Here is a 20,267-nt window from a genome sequence, read left to right as displayed (position 1 = left end):
TTTTCGTGCACCGTTTACTTATTTTTAAGGGCAGATCCGGAACACTCAAGGTCGCTGGGTTTCCCGGCACCAAACCCAAGGAGATGACAATGGACATTGGTTATTCCTCTGTTTCCGCTCAGACTGCTCCTATCGCGGTCTCGGATACCCGCCCCTCGGCTGACGTCGCGGCCTCGAAGCACGTGCGTGAGCCGGCACTGGCATTTTCCGCCACCGGAATGGCTCCGAACACGTCCCAAGCCGCCTCGGTCAGCCGCAGCATGCTCTTGGCAACCGGCGTGGAAGAGGCCGACAAAGTGCGCGCTGTCGCCGCGATGGAGCAGGCCGAGCGGACCCTGAAGCCATATGGGACGCCGATGCTTCCCGATCGATCCCATTCAGAGGGCGCCGACTCCGCTGATAGCGACGGCGGCGCGGATGGCACAATCGAGAACGAGCAGGCCTGATCCGCAAAGTGACAGATATTCTGGCCTTATAGCCATAACTGCGCCGCTTCCCCCCGGCGCTGGCATGTCGTATAACCCTCGGACGAAGCTCCGGACTTGACGTAACCGCAACTGGTGAGTCATGGACCGACATAATTGCATAACATGGCCCCGAGGACAGATATGACCGACAAGACCTCTCATGATGGCGACGTGGATTTCATCCGAGCGCTGGCAGAACTGTTGCGGGCAAACGACCTGACAGAACTACAAGTCAAGCGCGACTACGGTGAAAACGACAGCCTGAATGTGCGAGTCAGCCGTCAGACTCAGGTCGCGGCTCAGGTGACGGTGCCACAATCGGCTCCTGCCCCCGCCCCCGTCGCAGCGGCTGCTGACGCTGGAGCGGCGACCGCAGCGCCTAGTGCAGACCCCGCCAGTTTGCCGGGCGCAGTGACCTCCCCGATGGTTGGAACCGTCTATCTTCAGGGTGAGCCTGGCGCACCTGCCTTTGCATCCGTCGGCCAGCAGGTCAAGGAAGGCGAGACCCTGCTGATCATCGAAGCCATGAAAACGATGAACCAGATTCCCGCCCCTCGCAGCGGCACGGTAAAGCGCATCCTCGTCGAGGATGGCGCACCGGTCGAGTTCGGCGCCCCCTTGATGATAATCGAATAGGGCGGGCTGATGTTCGACAAGATATTGATCGCCAACCGAGGCGAAATCGCCCTGCGTGTCGTTCGCGCATGCCGTGAAATGGGCATCGCCTCCGTTGCAGTGCATTCCACCGCGGATGCCGACGCCATGCATGTTCGGATGGCGGACGAGGCCATCTGTATCGGCCCCCCCTCTTCGGCGCAAAGCTACCTCAGCTTTCCCGCAATCATCTCGGCCTGCGAGATCACGGGCGCTCAGGCGATCCACCCTGGCTACGGTTTTTTGTCCGAGAACGCCGCGTTCGTGCAGGCAGTCGAAGATCACGACCTGACCTTCATCGGCCCGACCGCTGAGCATATTCGCATCATGGGCGACAAGATCACGGCCAAGGACACGATGAAGGCGCTCGGCGTGCCATGCGTGCCGGGCTCGGACGGAGGGGTTCCCACCCTCGCCGAAGCGCGTCGCGTGGCGGCGGAAATCGGCTATCCGGTCATCATCAAGGCCACTGCCGGCGGCGGCGGCCGCGGTATGAAGGTCGCACAGAGTGCGAACGACATTGAAAGCGCCTTCCAGAATGCTCGCTCCGAAGCGAAGGCCGCATTCGGCAACGACGAAGTCTACATCGAAAAGTATCTGACGACGCCTCGGCACATCGAGATCCAGGTCTTTGGTGACGGCAAGGGAAAGGCCGTTCACTTGGGCGAGCGGGACTGCTCCCTTCAGCGCAGGCATCAGAAAGTCCTCGAAGAAGCACCCGGCCCTGCCATCACGCCGGAATTGCGCGAGCGTATCGGCAAGGTCTGTGCCGATGCCGTTGCCAAGATCAACTACATCGGCGCGGGCACCATCGAGTTCCTCTTTGAGAATGATGAGTTCTATTTCATCGAGATGAATACCCGTCTTCAGGTCGAACATCCGGTGACCGAGGGTATCTTTGGTGTGGATTTGGTCAGGGAGCAAATTCGCGTTGCGGCCGGACAAGAGATGTCCTTCACGCAAGACGACCTTCAGATCAACGGCCATGCAATCGAAGTCCGCATCAATGCGGAAAAGCTTCCCAATTTCTCTCCCTGCCCCGGCAAGATCACGCAATACCACGCACCTGGCGGATTGGGTGTGCGTATGGACAGCGCACTCTACGATGGCTATCGAATTCCGCCTTACTACGACAGTTTGATCGCCAAACTGATCGTGCATGGGCGCGACCGGCCTGAAGCTCTGGCCCGCTTGGCCCGCGCCTTGGGAGAGCTTATCCTTGACGGCGTCGACACCACCATTCCATTGTTCCATGAATTGTTGAATGATCCTGACGTTCTGGCAGGCGACTATAATATTCACTGGCTCGAGAAATGGCTAGAAACGCACTTTTGAACCTGGTCTCATCTGGCTGTGGCTGAACCACCACTCAGCCCGGTATTGCTGCTAAATGCCTACGCGGCCGGCGTATTTCCAATGTCTGAAAGCAGGTTCGACCCGGAGATTTTCTGGGTCGACCCGCAAAAGCGCGGCATCTTCCCCATCGGCGGATATCGGATAAGCCGAAGCCTCGGCCGCAGAATGCGCAAACAGGACATGCAGATCACGTTCGACCGCGCCTTTGATGCGGTGGTCTGCGGTTGTGCCGATCGTGACGAGACCTGGATCAACGACATGATCGCCGATCTCTACGGGCAATTGTTTCGGCTGGGCCATGCTCACTCGGTCGAAGTCTGGCAAGACCGCAAACTTGTCGGCGGAGTCTATGGTGTCGTCTTGGGCGCGGCCTTTTTTTGGCGAGAGCATGTTCTCGCACGTCACCGATGCCTCGAAGATCGCGCTCGCCTATCTACTCGATCGGGTGCACCAAGGCGGTTTCCGGCTTTTCGACACTCAGTTTCTGACGCCCCATCTGGCGAGTCTTGGTGCGATCGAGGTCAGTCGCGCCGCATATCGAGATTTATTGTCAGAAGCGCTTGCTCATTCAGCCGATTTCAACCGCTCCAATACGGTTCCGTCGCCTCACGAAGTGATACAGCGGAGCGGCCAGACATCATAGCGCGGATGATCCATTGCATTGAGCGCCGGAGCCGACGCGATCATCCACCCCCGAAAGACCGGGGTAACACCGCCACGATACAGGATCGTCAAGAGCTCGTAGGCATCGCCAGACGGGTTGTCCGACGGGTATCTACAGTCTGACATCGTTATCGTCAGTCCGCCGTGCTGTCGCGTTTCACCCGCACGAAATTCCAGATCCGTCACCACGCCGGTGATCTTGTCCAGCACGCGCAAGATTCCCGCCGGTGCGCTGGTCGCATCCTGCGCGACGGCCGTTCCCGCACATAGCGAGAGAACCAGGGCCAGAGCTCTCATCATTCGGTCGACGTCCCGCCGCCGACGTAGGTCAGCAACAATTGAAGCAGGCTCACAGCGCCTTGGGTGTCGACGATTTCGGCACCCGACTCAAAATTGTCGAACGACCCACCGGGAACAAGCTCGATGTAATTTCCGCCCAAGAGGCCCTCGGATGCGACTACGGCGCTGCTATCGTCAGGGATCGGAATGTCGCTGACCAGCGTGAGAACCGTATCGGCACGGTAGGTTTCGGGGTTCAAATCCATTCCGGTCACAGAGCCGATCTTGACACCGGCCAATCGAACGTCGGTGCCGACGCTTACACCTTCGATCGAACGGAAACTCGCCGTCAGCACCATGTCGCCAGACGACTGCACATAACCGGTAGCTTGTGCGGTATAGCCGAGAAAGCCTGCCGCAGCGACCACGACCGCTGCTCCGACAATCACTTCGGTGAGTGACTCGCGCATTCTTCTATTCCGGCGTCCAAGCCTCGTAATCGGACCGAGGGGCAGGTTCGCTCCGCCGCAGAGATCCAGCCGGCGCATACGCCATGCTCGTTCCCGTCAGGTTCGGCAGGTGCGCCTTTTCCCAAGACTTGTGAACCAAGGGCCGATCCGTCGGCGGCTCGTCAAAGGTTCTGTGCAGCCAGCCGTGCCAATCGGGGCTTACCCGGGAGGCCTCCATGTCACCGTTGAAGATGACCCAGCGACGGCTGTCGTCGGCATTGCGATAAAACACATTGCCCTGTTCATCCTCGCCAACTCTGGTGCCTTTGCGCCACGTCCAAAGCTGGGTGCCCAGCGTCTGGCCATCCCACCATGTGAATATGCGGCTGATCGATTTCAGAAGGCCCATGCGGCGTGCTCCAATGGATCGTCTAGGATTAACGGTCTTTTGCCCCAAACGAGCGCCAAGGTCCAGCGGTGCTGTTGAGCACGGCGGACCTTGGCCAATCCGATCAGCCAGCTGTGGCTGTCGTGTTTTTCTTCGATGCTTCGGCGTGGATCATCAGCGGGCTGGCATCGGGGCCAACGGCCTCTTCATTCACGACCACTTCGTTTACGCTTTCCAAGCTGGGCAGCTCGAACATGGTTTCCAGCAGGATTTCTTCCATGATCGAGCGAAGGCCACGAGCACCGGTCTTGCGCTCGATTGCCCTCTTGGCGATCGCTGTCAGCGCATCTTCGGTAAACGTCAGCTTGGTTTCTTCAATCTCGAAGAGCCGCTGATACTGCTTCACAAGCGCGTTCTTGGGGCCGGTCAAGATGGTGACGAGCGCGTCCTCATCCAGATCGGTCAGCGTTGCGATAACGGGCAGACGACCGACGAATTCCGGGATGAGTCCAAACTTGAGCAGGTCTTCCGGCTCAAGCTCACCAAACATCTCGCCCACGCCACGCGTATCGTTCTCCTTGACGTCGGCGCCGAAACCGATGGCAGAGCCCTTGCCACGCTGAGCAATGATCTTTTCGAGCCCCGCAAAAGCACCACCACAGATGAACAGGATGTTCGTCGTATCCACCTGCAGGAATTCTTGCTGGGGATGCTTGCGGCCGCCTTGTGGCGGCACCGAAGCAACGGTGCCTTCCATGATCTTGAGCAACGCTTGCTGTACGCCTTCGCCAGACACGTCGCGCGTGATCGACGGGTTGTCAGACTTGCGCGTGATCTTGTCGACCTCGTCGATGTAGACGATGCCGCGTTGCGCCCGCTCAACGTTGTATTCAGACGCCTGAAGCAGCTTGAGAATGATGTTTTCCACATCCTCCCCGACATAGCCGGCTTCGGTCAATGTGGTGGCGTCCGCCATCGTGAAGGGCACATCGAGGATGCGCGCCAATGTCTGTGCCAAGAGCGTCTTGCCGCAACCGGTCGGACCGATCAGCAGGATATTGGATTTCGACAACTCAATATCGCTTGCCTTCGCAGAGTGGTTGAGCCGCTTGTAGTGGTTGTGAACCGCCACGGAGAGCACACGCTTGGCGTGTGACTGCCCGATGACGTAATCGTCCAACACTTCACAAATTTCGCGCGGCGTCGGAACACCGTCCGAGGACTTGAGTCCTGCGGTCTTGGTCTCCTCGCGGATGATATCCATGCACAATTCGACGCATTCGTCGCAGATGAATACCGTAGGTCCGGCGATGAGTTTGCGCACTTCGTGCTGACTCTTTCCGCAGAAGCTGCAGTAAAGAGTGTTCTTGCTATCGCTGCCGGATGCGTTCGCCATATCAATCCTCCAGGGCTTTGGCCCATCGATCAGTCAGTTCGGGCCGCCCATGCCTAACACTAGGACAGCCCGCTCGCGGCCACAACGCCAAAAAGTCAGCAATTTGCCGTCAGCTTTCGGCGGCATCGACCTTGTCGCGGCTTGCCACGATTTCGTCGATCAGGCCCCATTCCTTTGCCTCTTCCGGCGACATGAAGTTGTCCCGCTCAAGAGCAGATTCGACCTTTTTCAAAGTCTGACCAGTGTGCTTCACGTAAATTTCATTGAGACGCGTCTTCAACTTCTGGGTTTCAGCGGCGTGAATCATGATGTCGGTCGCCTGACCCTGATAGCCGCCGGACGGTTGGTGCACCATCACACGGCTGTTGGGCAAAGAGAAACGCATGTCTTTTTCGCCTGCGGTCAAGAGCAACGACCCCATGGACGCAGCCTGGCCAATGACCAGCGTGGAGACCTTGGGACGGATGTATTGCATGGTGTCATAGATCGACAGGCCAGAGGTGACGACGCCACCCGGGCTGTTGATATACATCGAGATTTCTTTCTTCGGATTCTCCGCCTCGAGGTGAAGAAGCTGCGCGACGATCAGTTGGCTCATCCCATCATGGACTGGACCATTCAGGAAAATGATCCGCTCCTTGAGCAGCCGCGAAAAGATGTCATAGGCCCGCTCCCCACGGCTGGTCTGTTCCACCACCATAGGGACGAGGTTCATGTAGGTCTCAATCGGGTCTTGCATCTGCTGTTGCCTCTTGTGTGGACGCTTGCGTCACTAATCGGAAATACCTTCGAGAGTCTTAGTGGTCACTCAAAGGGGCTTCAAGGTCGACTTGCCAACTCTTGCAGCACAAGAGTTCACAGTTGCCAAACCGTAAGCCGTCACTTACGGTAAGTCATGACTTACGGAGATGCAATAGACGCGACATTCCATGCGCTCGGCGATCCGACGCGTCGAGCGTTGCTTGATCGGTTGCGAACCGGTCCGCTCCCCGTCTGTGATCTCGCCGCCGACCTGCCGATCAGTCGACCTGCGGTTTCACAGCATTTGCGAGTGCTGTCCGAGGCCGGCCTGTTGCTCGTGACACCGCAAGGAACTCGGCGTCTTTATTCCATCGCACCCGATGGAATCGCCGCACTCCGCACCTATCTGGATACGGTCTGGGACGATGCGTTGGCCGGCTTCGCCGCCGCCGCTCATGCCCAAGCCGCCAAAGCCGCGCGAAAGGAATAGCCCGATGCCCAAGGACACGCTTGCCCCAATTTGCAAATCCATCGTCGTCCCCCTCGATCCGGCCGCCGCCTTCAAGCTATTCACGGAGGGATTTGGCACATGGTGGCCCGTCGCAAGCCATTCCGTTTCAGCGGCAAAAGGGGATCTCCCCAAGTATGTCTCGCTGGAGCCCCGCAAGGGCGGCCGGATTGTCGAGACGACCGCGCAAGGGCGCAAAGAGGTCTGGGGGCGCATCTCGCAATGGGAGCCCGGAGTGCGTCTGGACATAGACTGGCACGTTGGACGCGACGCCTCAGAAGCGACTCAGGTCAGCGTCGTCTTTGAGGAGGAAGGGAGTGGCACCCGGATCGACCTCACGCATGGTGGGTTCGACCGGTTTGCTGACGCCTCAGTCGCCATGACCGACGAATACACCCATGGTTGGGGCTTTGTCCTCCAGTACTATCGCGCTGCCGGACAGCTTGTCCGTGGCAAGATCACGACCTGAGCCGCATCAGGGCTCACGCAGCGCCTCACGAGACCGGTAGAGTGGCTTTGTCAGATACTGCAGGACCGTCTTGGCGCCCGTATGCAGCTCGACCGCGGCCTGCATTCCGGGGCGGATTTCAATGCGTTGCTGGCGCTCCGTCAAATTGCTGAGATCGACGCGCAGGGTCACACGATAAGTAGGCGGCAGGTCGCTGCGACGTTCGTCTTCGAACGTATCCGCCGAGATAACGAGAACCTCACCGGGCAACGAGCCATAGACGGTGTAGTCGTAGGCAGACAGCTTGATCGTCGCATGCTGCCCAGGCACCACATTCGCGATATCCTCGGGCTTGACCCTTGCCTCAACAAACAGCTCATCACCGAGCGGAATGATCTCGAATATTTCCTCGCCAGGACGGACAACGCCACCGATCGTCGTGATCGCGAGATCGTTGACGATGCCGCGCATCGGTGAGGTGATGACGGTGCGAGACAGCTGGTCTTGGGCCACGCGAAGGTCCTGCCGCAGCTGTGCGAGTTCCTGCAATGTATCCGAATAGGCGCTTGCCCGTTCAAGTTCGGTCCCGGTGACGACTTCGTTGTAGCGGATTTCCGCATCGCTCAGAGCATTTCTGGCGCGCGTGACCTCGATCAATGCCGCAATCTCCCGCTCCAGAAGGTCTTCCATCACGGCCAGTTCACGCCGGCTCTCGGCTACGATCCGAGCCGCGCCCTCGGTGCGGCTGATGTAGTCGGCTTGGCGGGCGGCGAGCAACGATTGTTCCGACGCAACGATCTGCGGGCTTCGAGCAGCGACCTCGGGGGGCACCAAGAAACTGTGTTGCCCTGCGATCTCGGCCTCCAGTCGCAAACGGCGGATTTCCGCAGCATCTATCTGCTCTTCCAGATCGTCTACCGCCGTCATGAAATTGGTGCCACGCAGACGAGCCAGCACATCGCCGGGCTCGACGGTATCGCCCTCCGACACCAAGAGTTCGGCAAGAATGCCGCCTTCGAGGTTCTGAATGATCTGCGGACGCGCCGCAGAAACAATCTCGCCCTCTGCCCGGACGATTTCATCGATCCATGCAAATTTGGCCCAGATCAAAAAGATAAGAACAGTTGCCGCCACCAGCCAGATAAGCATGCTGGGGCCACGCATACGGCCTTCGAATTCCTGATCCCAAAGGGCCATCAGCTGGTCGCTTTCTTCTTGTTGAGATGCGCAAGCACTTCGTCGCGCGGGCCGTCCACAACCATGCGCCCGTTTTGCAGGACCAATGTCCGGTCGGTCAGTTGCAGGATCGGAAGCCGATGTGTGGCGATGATCGCGGTCCGCCCCCGGAGCCAGGCATCGAGGCGACTGACCAGAGTGGATTCCAGCGCCTGATCCAGCGCGGCGGTAGGCTCATCGAGCAAACAGATTGCGGGATCCTGCAGCCAGAGCCGCGCCCAGCCGATGGACTGACGCTGGCCGACCGAAAGACCTTCGCCACCATCCCGGATTTCAAGGTCCAGACCTTTGGGATGTGCGCGGACGAACGGACCCAACCCTGCGAAATCCAGCGCTCGCAACAGACGATCGTCATCTCGTTCCAGCAGTGTCAGATTGAGGTTGTCACGCAACGTGCCCGCGAAAAGTCGGACTTCCTGACTGAGATAGCCGATGGACCGACGCAGATCCCGCGGCATCACCTGTCCCATATCTACGCCATCTATCATGATCCGGCCGGCGGTCGGCTGATAGATGCCCGAGAGAAGTTTCAGAAGGGTCGATTTCCCGGAGCCGTTGGCGCCGAGAATGGCGACGCGCTGCCCGGGTTCGATGGCCAAGCCGGCGATATCCACCGACCGGGCACCGTCCTCGTCGTAGCAATAGACAAGGTCCTGAAACTCGAACGAGCCGCGCAGCTTCTCACGGCGCAGGTAGGTCCGGCCCTCGGCCTCGTCCTGTTCCGACATCGCGACCCGGTCCAGCGCCTCCAATGCGGCCTGAACGTTCGACCAGCGCGCCAGAGTTGAGGCCAGTTGCGTCAGCGGCCCCAATGTCCGCGAGGTCAGGATACCGACCGCGATGATCGTACCGACAGTGAACTCTCCTGTGAAGACCATGAAGGTGCCGGTGACCACCGCACTCACGTAGGTCGCCTGCTGGACACCTTGGCTCCAGAAAGTGAGCGTGGACGCTAGCTTGCGCTGCTCGGACGTCGCCAAGGACGACAGCGCCGAAAGCTCCCCCCAGACCCTGCGGAACCGGTCCTCCCCCCGATGGGCCTTGATCGTATCGGCCTCGTAGATGGCCTCATGCAGCAGACGGCTCGATTTGGTCGAAGCGCCTTGGGTGGCACGGGTCAGCTCGATCATCTTCTTCTGTAGAAAGAAGGACGGCAGGACCATCAGAATTCCGCCGATGAACAACACCCAAACCACGTTGCCGCCAATCGACGCCACCAGCGCCAAGAACAACACGATGAAGGGCAAGTCGGTCAGTGTGCCGATGGTCGACGCGGTGAAGAACTCTCGGATCGAGCTGAATTCACGGACCGCGGCAAATGTGCCGGACGGCGTGTTTTCCTTGCGACCTGCCCGCATGCCAAGGATGCGGTCCATCAACAGGGTCTGAACCTGCATCTCGATCCGGCGCCCCGCACCGTCCATCAGCCGCGCCCGCGCAATGCGCAGGAACGCTTCAAGCAGCATGGCGAGGCCCGCCCCTACGGCCAGCACCCACAAGGTCGCCACGGATTGATGCGGGATCACCCGGTCGTAGACCTGCAAAGAGAACAACGCCACGGCGACAGCAAGAAGGTTCGCGACGAACGACCCCATGGCCACCTCGGCAATGTGGCGACGGAACTTGGCCATCTCGCCCCAGAACCAATGCGGAGCCTTCCCCTTCTCGGCATGACGACGGTTCAATTCAGCGACGCCGACATCTGCACGCAACACCGTGCCAGCATAGACCGACATGAATTCATCCATCGGAACTTCGGCACGGTTGGCCGGACAGGTGGTGTCATAGATCGTCAGTCCAGCATCGGACTGATCCAAGACCAAGACGACCTGGCCGGAGGTCATTTCGGCCAAAGCAGGCCAGAGAGAGGCTCGCAATCTCGGGGTCTTCGTGATCCGAGTCATCAGCCCCGCATCGGTCAAGGCTTCTGCGATAATTTCCGGAGTGACATTGTCACCGCCCGATATGGCCATCCTCTCCAACAGATCACCACGCGACACGTCGACTCCCAGCAATCCAGCATAGGTCGCAGCAAGGTCCGCGCGTGATTTTGCCTTTGGGCTAAATGGGTCGGACGCCGGTTCGATTGCCGGACCGGTCTTGTTTGCGGCGACCACCCCCAAGACGGGGGGCGTCGTCAGTGCCTTCTTTGTCGTATCGGTTGTCTCCGTCGCAATTCGCGTCAGCTTCGCGCCACGTGTGGCACTGATATCAAAGGCCAGGACAGGTCCACTCACATCCGCTCTCCATCTACCAACGTCCCCAGCCGGGCCGCGATACGCAGCTCGGCCATCGCGATATTAAAACGCATCTCCACGGCCGTGCGCTCTGCTCGAACTTTCGTTTCGAACACACCGACGACTTCGGTGACTCCGCGCTGTCCGGCGCGTTGCTGTTCAGCGAAAAGGTCGTAATTCGCGGCAGCTTGTTCGGCGAGCCGGCGGGCCTCGGCCTCTTGGCGGCGCAAGGACACCAAGCGCCCCTCCAATGATGCGAGATCGCGCTCGGCAGCTTCGCGTTCAGCTCCGACACGTGCCGCCGCGGCCTGCTCCTCAGCTTCGATCGCCCGCATCGAGGCGCCCATGCCAAAGGACAGGCCATTCGGAGCACCGACATTCAGGCCGAGATTGTCACCAGACGTGCCGACGCTGCCCCCGATGGACAGCCCTGGCAAAAATCCGGCGCGGGCAGCGCGGGCTTCCGCCACCGCCCGGTCGCTCTCCGCCATCGCCTTCATCACGGTCAACGGCTCTGCGGTCAAAGACGGGGTATCGATTTCCGAGAGCCCGCGCACCTCGGACAAGGGCGTCGCCGCCATGGCCTGAAGCTCGTTGCGGGCGGATTGCGCGGTTTCGAAATCCGCTGCCATATCCGACGCCATCTGGTTTTGCTTCTGGGTAACGACCTGCAAGTCGGCGCGATCACTGATCCCGGCGTTCACACGTTCCCGCATGATGTAGGCAAAATGGCTCATCCGCTCCATCGCCTCGGCATTGACGTCGGCCCTGGCCTGAGCAGCCTCAGCACGCAGGTAAAGCTCCAATGCCTGCAGCACCCGCTCGTTGCTATCCTCGGCCAGAGCGACCGCGGCGACCTCGACATCGTGTTTTGCAAAATCGCGTTCAGCACGACGGACTCCGTTGTCGATCAATGCCTGATTGATCACGAGAGAGGCAACGACGGACCCGAGTGAAGTCAAGCTCACCGATGGACCCAGACTTGGAAGCCAGTTCAAGGATTTTGCCTCGGCCCTGAGCGTCGCCGCGCGCAAATCGGCTTCTGCGGCGCGGGTATTGGCGGCCATCACCGAAATCGCAACATCGCGCAATGGGCCGGGGCCCAAGACAGATCGACGGTTCAAGAGACCCTCGATCAAGGGCGAAGTCGTTCCGTCCTCCATTTCGGAATCGAGAACGGCATCGGATGATGCGGAAATCGGCTCTGCCTCGGCAGAAGTTGCGGCCTCGTCGTTACTCAAGAGGGACATTGCCGCGCCCGACAAGCCACCCGCCGACATCTCGGAGCAGCCGCTTAGCCCGAGGCCGATGATCAACGCAGTGATCGACGCCCGGGTTTGCCTTTGCCTGCCTTGCACCGCCTTGGTCACGTCTGCCCCCTCATACACACTTGCCCCTTGGAAGGGGAAGCGGGGCCGGTTGATCCGGCCTCCGCCTTCGCCGTCACTCTCAAGTGATGACGTTGATGGTCTCGTCGATGATCAGGCTGCCGCCGTTGTCACCCAGCGCGTAGTGGGCATAGGTCTGGCCACCGATTTCCGATGTCTCGCCGGTTGCCGTGGCACCTGCGATGTTGACGGTATCGTCCTGTCCACCATGGATCGTGAGGCTGTTCGAATGAGCGCAAAGCGCCTCCAGATCGGATGCAGTCAGCGTTAGTACACTGTCCTCGGCGAACTGAAGATCGATCGCCTCGATGTCGAACCCGTCGAGGCCACTGTTGGACGCAGAGCCCTGATTGACGATCGAAACCGCGTTGGTGTTGGTCTCTTCCAAGACGAACAGGGTGGCGGTGCTGTTGCCGCTGTCATCGCTGGCATTCATCACCAGATGCGATCCGTTCGGAACCGGCTGGGTAAAGTTGAAATCCAACTCGTTGAACGTGGTGTTCTCCTCGACAACCGGATCAAGCTCGGCGGCCTGACCGCTGCTATCAACCGAGTGAATGGTGATGTTGTCGTCGGACAGTGAGGTCGACAAGGCACGGACGCCTTGACCACTGCGGGTATAACTCTCGATCAACGGGGCTTCCGGCGGCGTCGTATCCACCTCGAAGCTGTCCGTAATGGACCGGGTGTTGCCGTAAGCATCGGTCGCATCGATCGTCACATCTGCCGTGTACTCGCCACCAGGGATCTCGTTCGCGGCGAAATCCACGTTCCAGCTGCCGTCCGAAGCGACGGTGGCTGCCCGCGTGATGCCCTCAAAGGTCACCATGACGGTTGAGCCGACTTCGACCGTTCCGGTCAGCGTGATGCCGTCACCGGCTTCGGCACGGTTGACCAGATCGTCGCCTTCGACGGGGCCATCAACGGTCAGCGTGTTGACGATGGTATCGACCCGGACCTGATCGGTGATGACAGCTTCGTTGCCCGCGATGTCGGTGGCGACCGCTGTGATGTCCTGAAGGGATTCACCCGCAGGGATATCGGCTGCAGCATAGCTGACCGACCAGACACCGTCCGCGCCGGCGGTCACCGTGCGGCTAGAGCCTGCGAATGTGACCTCAACGGTCGAACCCGGCTCGACCGTTCCCGACAACACGACGCCGTCTTCGGCCTCGGCCGCGTTGATCACATCGTCGCCTTCGATCGGCGCATCCAAGGTGAACGGCAACTCCGTATCGATACGGACCACATCCGTGACCGACTTGGTATTGCCGGCATCATCCGTGATCGTGGCCGAAATCGGAGAGTCGTATGTGCCCACGGGGATCGTCGCGGACGCGAAGTCGGTCGACCATGTGCCGTCAGCTGCGGCAACCACTTGCTGCGATGCTTCGCCCAGTGTGACGGTGACCGTCAATCCCGGTGTTGCCGTGCCGTAGATCGTCACCCCGTCCGAATGCTCGACCGCATTGACGATGTCGTCGCCCTCGATCGGGTCAGGACTGAGCGTCAAATCACCGGCAACCGTATCGACCCGAACGGCTTGCGTCAGATCGGCAGTATTGCCTGCGGCATCGGTCGCACTGACGACGAGGTCGGTATCGTATTCGCCACCGGGGATCGCATTGGCGGGATAGCTGACGGACCAACTCCCATCCGCGGCGACGGTGGCTGTTGCCGCGACGCCGGCCAAGGACACTTCGACGGTCGACCCTGGCTCGACCACCCCGGTCAGCTCGATGGCCTGCCCCTGCTCTTCGAAGTTGATGACACCATCGCCGCCAACAGGGCCGCTGTTGACGTCCAATGCGTTCACGAACGTATCGATCTGCACGGTGTCCGTGGCCGTCGCAGTGTTTCCGGCGGCGTCCGTCGACGTGACAGTCACATCGGCAGTGGTCTCGCCTGTCGGAATATCGGCAGCGGCGAAGTCGGCATTCCATGCGCCGTTCGCGCCTGCGGTGACGGTCTGGGTCACTCCCGCCATCGTCACAGCGACAGAGGCACCCGCCTCGGCTGTGCCGGTCAGAGTGATGCCCGCGTCGCGTTCGACTGCATTGACCACGCTGTCGCCGCCAAAGGTCGAGGTATCGATCGTGACGTCGGTAATCGTGTCGATCTCGATTGTTCCAGACGCGGACGCAGTGTTTCCGACCAGATCGGTCGACGTCACGCTGACATCCACGGTCGTTTCGCCTGTCGGTACGTCTGCTGCGGCAAAATCCGCACTCCATTCGCCGCGACCATTTGCGGTGACCGTCTGAGTGACCCCCGCCATCGTGACTTGGACAGTAGCACCTGCCTCGGCTGTGCCCGTGAGCGTCACGCCATCGGAATGCTCGACGGCATTGACGATTCCGTCGCCTTCCACGGTGCTTGTGTCGACGGTGACAGATGTCTCGGTATCGACGGCATAGCTGCCGGTCGTGGACGCCGTGTTGCCAAACCGGTCAATCGCCGTAACGGTCACATCCTGAAGATATTCACCCGAAGGCACATCTCCGGCAGGCAATGTCAGCGTCCAGTTGGTGCCCGTCACGGTCGCGGAATATTCGGCTCCGTTCAGAGTAACGGTGACCGTCGATCCAGCTTCAGTCGTCCCGGTCAGCACAACATTGCCCGCTTCCGACGCATCGACCATTCCGTCGCCACCAACGGCGCTCTCGTCGAAAGTCACCCGCGCTTCGGTGTCAATCGTCAGCGTGCCGGTTGTGGTCGCGGTATTGCCCGCGGCGTCGGTTGCAGACACCTGAACAGTCGCGTTGTAAGTGCCGGTCGCAATCTCATTCGCGGCATAGGTGACCGACCAAGTGCCATCGGCAGCGGCCGTCGTCGTGTGGGTAACCGATCCCATGATGACCGTGACGGCAGACCCCGCCTCGGCAGTTCCCGTGATCGACACACCGTCAGACGCTTCGGCCGCGTTGACGATACCGTCGATTTCGACAGAAGCCGTATCGACTGTGACCGACATTTCGGTGTCGATCTGGATCGTTCCGCTGGCAGTGGCGGTGTTGCCGGCGATATCCGTTGCCACCGCGGTCACCGTGGCTTCGTACGTGCCGTCCGGCACCTCGGAGGGCACGAAGTATACCGACCACGTCCCCTCGGATGTCGCCGTGACGGTATGAGACGCATCGCCAAGGGTCACGACGACGCTGGCGCCTGCCTCTGCGGTGCCCGTGACGGTAAATCCGCTCGCATGTTCCTGCGCATTCACGACACCATTGCCACCGATGGTCGCCGTCGCCACCCCAACGCTGGTCTCGGTATCGATTGTAAAGTCGCCAGTCGTGACAGCGGTATTCCCGACGGCGTCGGTTGCGGTCACGGTTACATTCTGGACGTATTCCCCATCGGCCAAGGTGTCGGCCCCGAGAGTTACGGTCCAGCTTTCTCCGTCGACGACCGCCTCATAGTCGACCCCATCGATGCTGACGACAACAGTCGAGCCGGGCTCGGTTGTCCCGGTCAGGAGCACTTCGGCCCCCGCCTCTGCATCGTTTACAGTGCCGTCGCCACCGACGGCATCCTCATCGAACGTGACGCTAGCCTCGGTATCGACCGAAAGGGTTTCTTCCAATGTGATCTCACGTCCATCGTCGGACACGACCACCTCGACAGGGATCTCGTATGTCCCGGTATCGATTTCATCGCTTGGGAAGGTGACACCCCAATTGCCGTCATCGCCGATAACGGTTTCTTGGGTTGCCTCACCGACCGTGACGACAACAGTCGCACCGGGTGTGCCGGTGCCGACGATATCGACGCCGTCGGCATGATCCTCGGCATTGACGACGGTTCCGCTCTCCACGGTTCCGGTCAGGATTTCGGCAACAGGATCGGGACGGGTCTCGACGGTGCCAAGCACCTCTTCCTCTTCCGTTCCTTCCGAGCCACCTGCGACCGTCGGGGCCAGGGCAGCCGCGCCCAACAGGGCAGCCGGCATCAGCGGCAGTCCGGTCAGGAAGCCTGTGTCGAGCATTCCGACATCGTCCGCGACGACGCCCGCCAATTGGACAGCAGGGCCGTCGAGGAAATACAACTCGTCATCAGGACCCCATTTGCCAATGGCGTCACTATCCACATAAGTCGAGAAATACGTATCGCCCGGACCGGCCGCGAGCTGGACTTCGGACAGCAATCCGTCGGTCGAGATGAACAGGTCGCTCTGCGGGAGACCATCCAGAGAGAAGTAATTCTCGACGACGATCACCTGACCATCGATCAGCGTGATCTCAAGCGCCTGACCGCGCCGGCCGTACGACAGGATTTGCGTCCGCTCCAATTTCAGGGAGATATCCGAGCCCACTTCGGCCATCAGAGGCGCACTCACGCCCTCCCCGCCAATGAAGCCACGGTTTAATGCGCCCGCATCACTACGGACGACGAATTCAATCGCCGACATACCAACTACTCCGCCTCATGAGCACCCACATTGATGGGGTGCATTTATTGATTGCGAACACGATAACTTGTGTCGGCACCTATTTCTAGCAATTTCTTGACCCGTGGGTAATGCCGCTTTCACCCCATGAAAATTGAGTCTCAGATGCAACAAATGGCGGATTTTGATGCCAAATCAGCACAGGGTCGACGTCTGAGGTGGGGCTATTCGGCTTTCGGCCGGGCCGGCTCTCCCCAGTCCTGCCCCAACAGGATGACGTTCAGAACCGCCCCCATCAGGACCAGATAGGCGCTGATGTAGAGCCACATCAGCATCGCGATAACTGCACCAATCGAACCATAAACTTCGTTATAGCTACCGAAATTGGTCAGATATGTTGAAAATCCGATCGACGCGATAATCCAGAGAACCACGACGAGGAACGCCCCCGGCGTTATCCATCCCATCCTGTTGCCGCGATTGTTCGGCCCAAATCGATAGAGCAGACCGAGGGCCGCAAACACGATAAAGAGCGCCACGACCCATCGCACCACCTGAAGCAGCAGACCAGCTGCTCCAGACAGCGGCAGGAACGCCAGAACGATCGGGGCAATCACGACGACCAGCAAAGCCGCGACCGCTATCCCGACAAGACAAGCGGTCAGCAGCAGGGCCACCGCATAGTGCCGCAACCCACGTCGATTGCGCCCACCACTGATCGCATTCAGCCCCTGCATGAGCGCGGCGACACCGGCGCGTGCGGACCAGAGCGCCACCAGGGTCGACAACGCGGTGGCCCAGCCCAACGCGTCGGACCGCGCCTGCAAGAGGCTGGAAATCTGCCCCTCGAACAGCTTGTAAGGCTCCTCGGGGATGATTTCCTTCATCAACGACAACTGGGCTTCCACGATCGACGGATCTGCGACCAGTCCGAAAACGGCGATCAGGGCCGCTATCGCCGGAAAGATCGCGAACATGCCGAAAAATGCCACTCCAGCTGCAATCAAACCGAGGTGCGCCCGTTCGGCACGTTCGAATACCGCCTTCAGGACGCGCCAGTATTGCCTTGGATCCAAATTCATTTTCCGCGCCTTTCCCCGAAAGACCTAGGCCGTCCGTACCCTCGTTCCAGCACCAGCGTCACAACGCAAGCAAGCAAACGATTGCCGCCCGGGCTCCGTAGTGGACGATTGACCCAAATACCACAAGTGCGCGACCTGTCAGGCTGCAAGCGATTGCAATACCGAGGCAAATGGTTAATGCTTTCCCAAAGGCCACATAAAGAAAGGGTCAAAGATGGCAGGCACAGCAGTATTGGCGCGCCCGAAAATCGCGCCGAACAAACCAGTTACTTTAAAGGACGTTGCCGAGAAGGCCGGTGTTTCGACCGCCGCCGTATCGCGCAGTTTCACGCCCGGCGCACCGGTATCCGAGGATATGCGCAAGCTCGTTCTCGCAACCGCAGACGCGCTAGGCTACCGACCGAACCGGCTCGCCGCCGGATTGGCGAGCGGGCGCACCGGCCTCGTAGGGCTCGTGACCGACGACTTCGCCAACCCTGCCCTGTTGGAGCTTTTGGGGCACTTCACCACCCACCTTCAGGAGCAAGGCTTTCGCCCGATCCTGATGAACCTCGGAGGTGACGTTTCGGCGGACAAGGCAATCCGGATGGTGCAGGAATATGGCGTCGAGGCGCTGGTTCTCTTGTCGCCTACCCTTCCGCTGCCCTTCATCCGAGCGTTCGACCAGAGCGGGCTGACCGTCGTGCAGGCTTTCGACTTCAAGAGCCACCAGCCTTTCGTGTCTCAAAGCGCCGTTCAGGATGCCGCCGCCGGACGACTTGCGGCAAATACCCTTCACGAACGCGGGTATCGCAAGTTGGCCTATCTCGGCGGGCCGCGCGGCGACAAATCCGTCAGGGACCCCTTCCCCGGCTATCGCATCACGGGTGAGAAACTCGGGATCACGGTCGAGCCGTTCGACGCGTCGAGCTGGAGCTACGAGGGCGGGTTCGATGCCATCCAGGGCTTGCTGAAATCTTCTCAATGCGACGCCTGCTTCTGCGCCAGTGACGTGCTTGCAATCGGAGCATTGGCCGCGTTGCGGCAGGCAGGAGTTTCCGTTCCCGACGATTTCGGACTGATCGGCCTCGACGATATCGCGATGTCCGGCTGGCATGACATCGGCTTGACCACGATCCGCATTCCCCGTGACGAAATCGCGGGCCACTGCATCGACCTTATGCAAGAACTTCGCTCCGAGCCGGATCGTGCCCGTGAATCGCGCTTGATCAAGCCAGAATTGATCGAGCGAACAACCCTGCGGGCAGGCTGACGGCCCTAGCCACCCGAAAAGCCGGAATGAGTGTTGAGCAAGTATTGCGAGACAACCGGACCGCAAGCCGCACCGATGGCACGGGCGTTTCCACCGACGCGCCCGGCCCCGATGACGGGCAAGACCAGCCCCCGGCTATCGAGCGTGGCCAACTCGCTTTCCACCCCCTCGATAAGGCGGCTGCGCACGACTTCCGGGAAAGCTCCGTCGATCAGTACGGCCCCGAAATCGATCACCGAACACACCGTCAATGCAGCATGCGCAAGCTCGACCGCGGCGCGGTCGATCCAGGCATCCAGCAGCTCCGGGAAGCCGGACCAGTCTTGCGGCTGCGTCCAAAGCCTTGATGGTTCCATCCCAGCCTCGACGATGGCCGCCTCCAGCAGATAGAGCGAGGCGGTATCGAGAAGTTGTCCGATACTGCCGTCAGGGCGACGCGCGGGTAGCGAGCCAAATGCGCCGGCGTTCCCTTGGGCGCCATCGAATATCGAATGGTTCAGGACAACACCGCCCCCGATAAAGGAGCCGACAAAGAAGTAGGCGAAATCGCGGAATTCGCGACCCCGACCATATATATGCTCGGCGCGGCAAGCTGCGGTTGCGTCGTTCTCAATAAAGACCGGCAGCGAGCTGAACCGCGAAATCTGATCGACGAAGTCGACCTCTCGCCAAGAAGCCAACTCCTCGGACGGGGCACCGATCGTTTCGTGCCAATTCCAGATCTCATGTGGCTGGGCGATGCCGATACCCGCGATGCGACTGCGTTGTTTCGAAGGCATCTTGGCCGTTATCGCCGCAATGCCGGATCTCAGGAAGTCGAGCAGATCCATCGGCATGGGATAGCGGTACGTCACTTGAAGCTGATGGCGCACGATGCCGAAGAAATCGGTCAAAACCAGATCGGCGCTGCGACGGCCGATCTTGAGACCGAACGCGAAAACGCCCTCCGGCGAAAGGCCCATCGGCACGGACGGCTTGCCGACCCGGCCCCTCTGAGGCGTGCCCCGCTCCAGCAATCCGTCTTGCTCGAGTGCCCGCAAGATCACGGACACGGTCTGTGGTGAGAGACCAGTCATACGGGCGATCTCGCTCCCGGCGTGGGGGCCAAGGCGTTGAATAGTCGATAGGATCAGGCGCTCGTTGTAATCGCGAACGCCGTGCTGATTGACTCCGCCGGACAGCCCCTGAGGCTCCTGCGGCCGCATTACACCTTCCATGATCGCTTCCCCCTCTCGGGCCAGACTAGGACTTTGCTAAATAATAAGTCAACTTGATTTATTTATTGACGCTAGGTTCGAATCGAGGTTTGATGTCGACAGATCGCGGTGCTGTGATG

At 60.1% G+C, this 20,267-nt stretch carries 17 protein-coding genes and 1 pseudogene; 7 read left to right on the top strand and 11 right to left on the bottom strand.

What is annotated here, in order from left to right; all coding sequences use genetic code 11:
• The first annotated feature begins 89 nt into the window (after positions 1–89).
• From LOM8899_RS18530 to aat, 4 genes and pseudogenes are all read left to right on the top strand, one after another.
• Positions 90–446 (top strand): hypothetical protein, encoded by a 357-nt coding sequence (locus LOM8899_RS18530; protein WP_093993747.1) that lies wholly within the window; start codon positions 90–92, stop codon positions 444–446.
• A gap of 162 nt (positions 447–608) precedes the next feature.
• Complete coding sequence (gene accB / locus LOM8899_RS18525; protein WP_093993746.1) at positions 609–1,103, top strand: acetyl-CoA carboxylase biotin carboxyl carrier protein; 495 nt, start codon at positions 609–611, stop codon at positions 1,101–1,103.
• Between the two features lie 9 nt (positions 1,104–1,112).
• Positions 1,113–2,456, top strand: a complete 1,344-nt coding sequence (accC, locus tag LOM8899_RS18520) for an acetyl-CoA carboxylase biotin carboxylase subunit (RefSeq protein ID WP_093993745.1) — start codon at positions 1,113–1,115, stop codon at positions 2,454–2,456.
• 18 nt (positions 2,457–2,474) lie between these two features.
• Positions 2,475–3,120, top strand: a pseudogene (aat, locus tag LOM8899_RS18515) (leucyl/phenylalanyl-tRNA--protein transferase).
• Here the strand turns inward: aat and LOM8899_RS18510 are convergent.
• The 5 genes from LOM8899_RS18510 to LOM8899_RS18490 form a co-directional block, all read right to left on the bottom strand.
• On the bottom strand, positions 3,084–3,440 hold the full coding sequence (locus LOM8899_RS18510; protein WP_093993744.1) for a DUF2155 domain-containing protein: 357 nt from the start codon (positions 3,438–3,440) through the stop codon (positions 3,084–3,086). The pseudogene aat and the gene LOM8899_RS18510 sit on opposite strands and share 37 nt — an antisense overlap.
• Entirely contained in the window at positions 3,437–3,889 is a 453-nt protein-coding gene (gene mlaD, locus LOM8899_RS18505) for an outer membrane lipid asymmetry maintenance protein MlaD (RefSeq protein ID WP_093993743.1), read from the bottom strand. The genes LOM8899_RS18510 and mlaD overlap by 4 nt, the downstream gene beginning before the upstream one ends.
• 4 nt (positions 3,890–3,893) lie before the next feature.
• Positions 3,894–4,277: an NADH:ubiquinone oxidoreductase subunit NDUFA12 gene (locus LOM8899_RS18500; RefSeq protein WP_093993742.1), complete on the bottom strand. Its 384-nt coding sequence runs from the start codon at positions 4,275–4,277 to the stop codon at positions 3,894–3,896.
• A gap of 103 nt (positions 4,278–4,380) precedes the next feature.
• Positions 4,381–5,652, bottom strand: coding sequence for an ATP-dependent Clp protease ATP-binding subunit ClpX (gene clpX, locus LOM8899_RS18495; protein WP_093993741.1), 1,272 nt, complete (start codon positions 5,650–5,652; stop codon positions 4,381–4,383).
• 109 nt (positions 5,653–5,761) lie between these two features.
• Entirely contained in the window at positions 5,762–6,391 is a 630-nt protein-coding gene (locus LOM8899_RS18490) for an ATP-dependent Clp protease proteolytic subunit (protein WP_093993740.1), read from the bottom strand.
• Between the two features lie 156 nt (positions 6,392–6,547).
• Here LOM8899_RS18490 and LOM8899_RS18485 point away from each other — a divergent pair, with 156 nt between their 5' ends.
• Together LOM8899_RS18485 and LOM8899_RS18480 are read left to right on the top strand one after the other, a co-directional pair.
• A complete protein-coding gene (locus tag LOM8899_RS18485) occupies positions 6,548–6,883 on the top strand; it encodes an ArsR/SmtB family transcription factor (RefSeq protein ID WP_093993739.1) in 336 nt (111 codons plus the stop codon).
• 4 nt (positions 6,884–6,887) lie between these two features.
• Positions 6,888–7,370: an SRPBCC domain-containing protein gene (locus LOM8899_RS18480; RefSeq protein WP_093993738.1), complete on the top strand. Its 483-nt coding sequence runs from the start codon at positions 6,888–6,890 to the stop codon at positions 7,368–7,370.
• Between the two features lie 6 nt (positions 7,371–7,376).
• Here the strand turns inward: LOM8899_RS18480 and LOM8899_RS18475 are convergent, their stop codons facing one another.
• The 5 genes from LOM8899_RS18475 to LOM8899_RS18455 all read right to left on the bottom strand — a co-directional run bounded on the left by LOM8899_RS18475 (position 7,377) and on the right by LOM8899_RS18455 (position 17,679).
• Complete coding sequence (locus LOM8899_RS18475) at positions 7,377–8,546, bottom strand: beta-barrel domain-containing protein (RefSeq protein WP_093993737.1); 1,170 nt, start codon at positions 8,544–8,546, stop codon at positions 7,377–7,379.
• A complete protein-coding gene (locus LOM8899_RS18470; RefSeq protein ID WP_370739391.1) occupies positions 8,546–10,822 on the bottom strand; it encodes an ATP-binding cassette domain-containing protein in 2,277 nt (758 codons plus the stop codon). The genes LOM8899_RS18475 and LOM8899_RS18470 overlap by 1 nt, the downstream gene beginning before the upstream one ends.
• Entirely contained in the window at positions 10,819–12,210 is a 1,392-nt protein-coding gene (locus LOM8899_RS18465; protein WP_093993736.1) for a TolC family protein, read from the bottom strand. The genes LOM8899_RS18470 and LOM8899_RS18465 overlap by 4 nt, the downstream gene beginning before the upstream one ends.
• Before the next feature lie 61 nt (positions 12,211–12,271).
• Positions 12,272–16,618: an Ig-like domain-containing protein gene (locus LOM8899_RS18460; protein ID WP_110521988.1), complete on the bottom strand. Its 4,347-nt coding sequence runs from the start codon at positions 16,616–16,618 to the stop codon at positions 12,272–12,274.
• A gap of 203 nt (positions 16,619–16,821) precedes the next feature.
• Complete coding sequence (locus LOM8899_RS18455) at positions 16,822–17,679, bottom strand: YihY/virulence factor BrkB family protein (RefSeq protein ID WP_093993734.1); 858 nt, start codon at positions 17,677–17,679, stop codon at positions 16,822–16,824.
• Between the two features lie 214 nt (positions 17,680–17,893).
• Between LOM8899_RS18455 and LOM8899_RS18450 the strand changes: the two genes are divergently transcribed.
• Entirely contained in the window at positions 17,894–18,931 is a 1,038-nt protein-coding gene (locus tag LOM8899_RS18450) for a LacI family DNA-binding transcriptional regulator (RefSeq protein ID WP_093993733.1), read from the top strand.
• Positions 18,932–18,936: 5 nt separating this feature from the next.
• Here LOM8899_RS18450 and LOM8899_RS18445 read toward each other — a convergent pair whose 3' ends face one another.
• The gene (locus LOM8899_RS18445; protein ID WP_245820601.1) at positions 18,937–20,148 is read right to left on the bottom strand and encodes an ROK family transcriptional regulator; all 1,212 of its coding nucleotides are present in this window, start codon (positions 20,146–20,148) and stop codon (positions 18,937–18,939) included.
• Positions 20,149–20,267: the final 119 nt, after the last annotated feature.

This window comes from Flavimaricola marinus, from assembly GCF_900184895.1.
GTDB classification, from domain to species: Bacteria; Pseudomonadota; Alphaproteobacteria; order Rhodobacterales; family Rhodobacteraceae; genus Flavimaricola; species Flavimaricola marinus.
The sequence above is the reverse complement of the archived record's forward strand: the minus strand, read 5'-3'. Positions and strand labels throughout refer to the sequence as shown.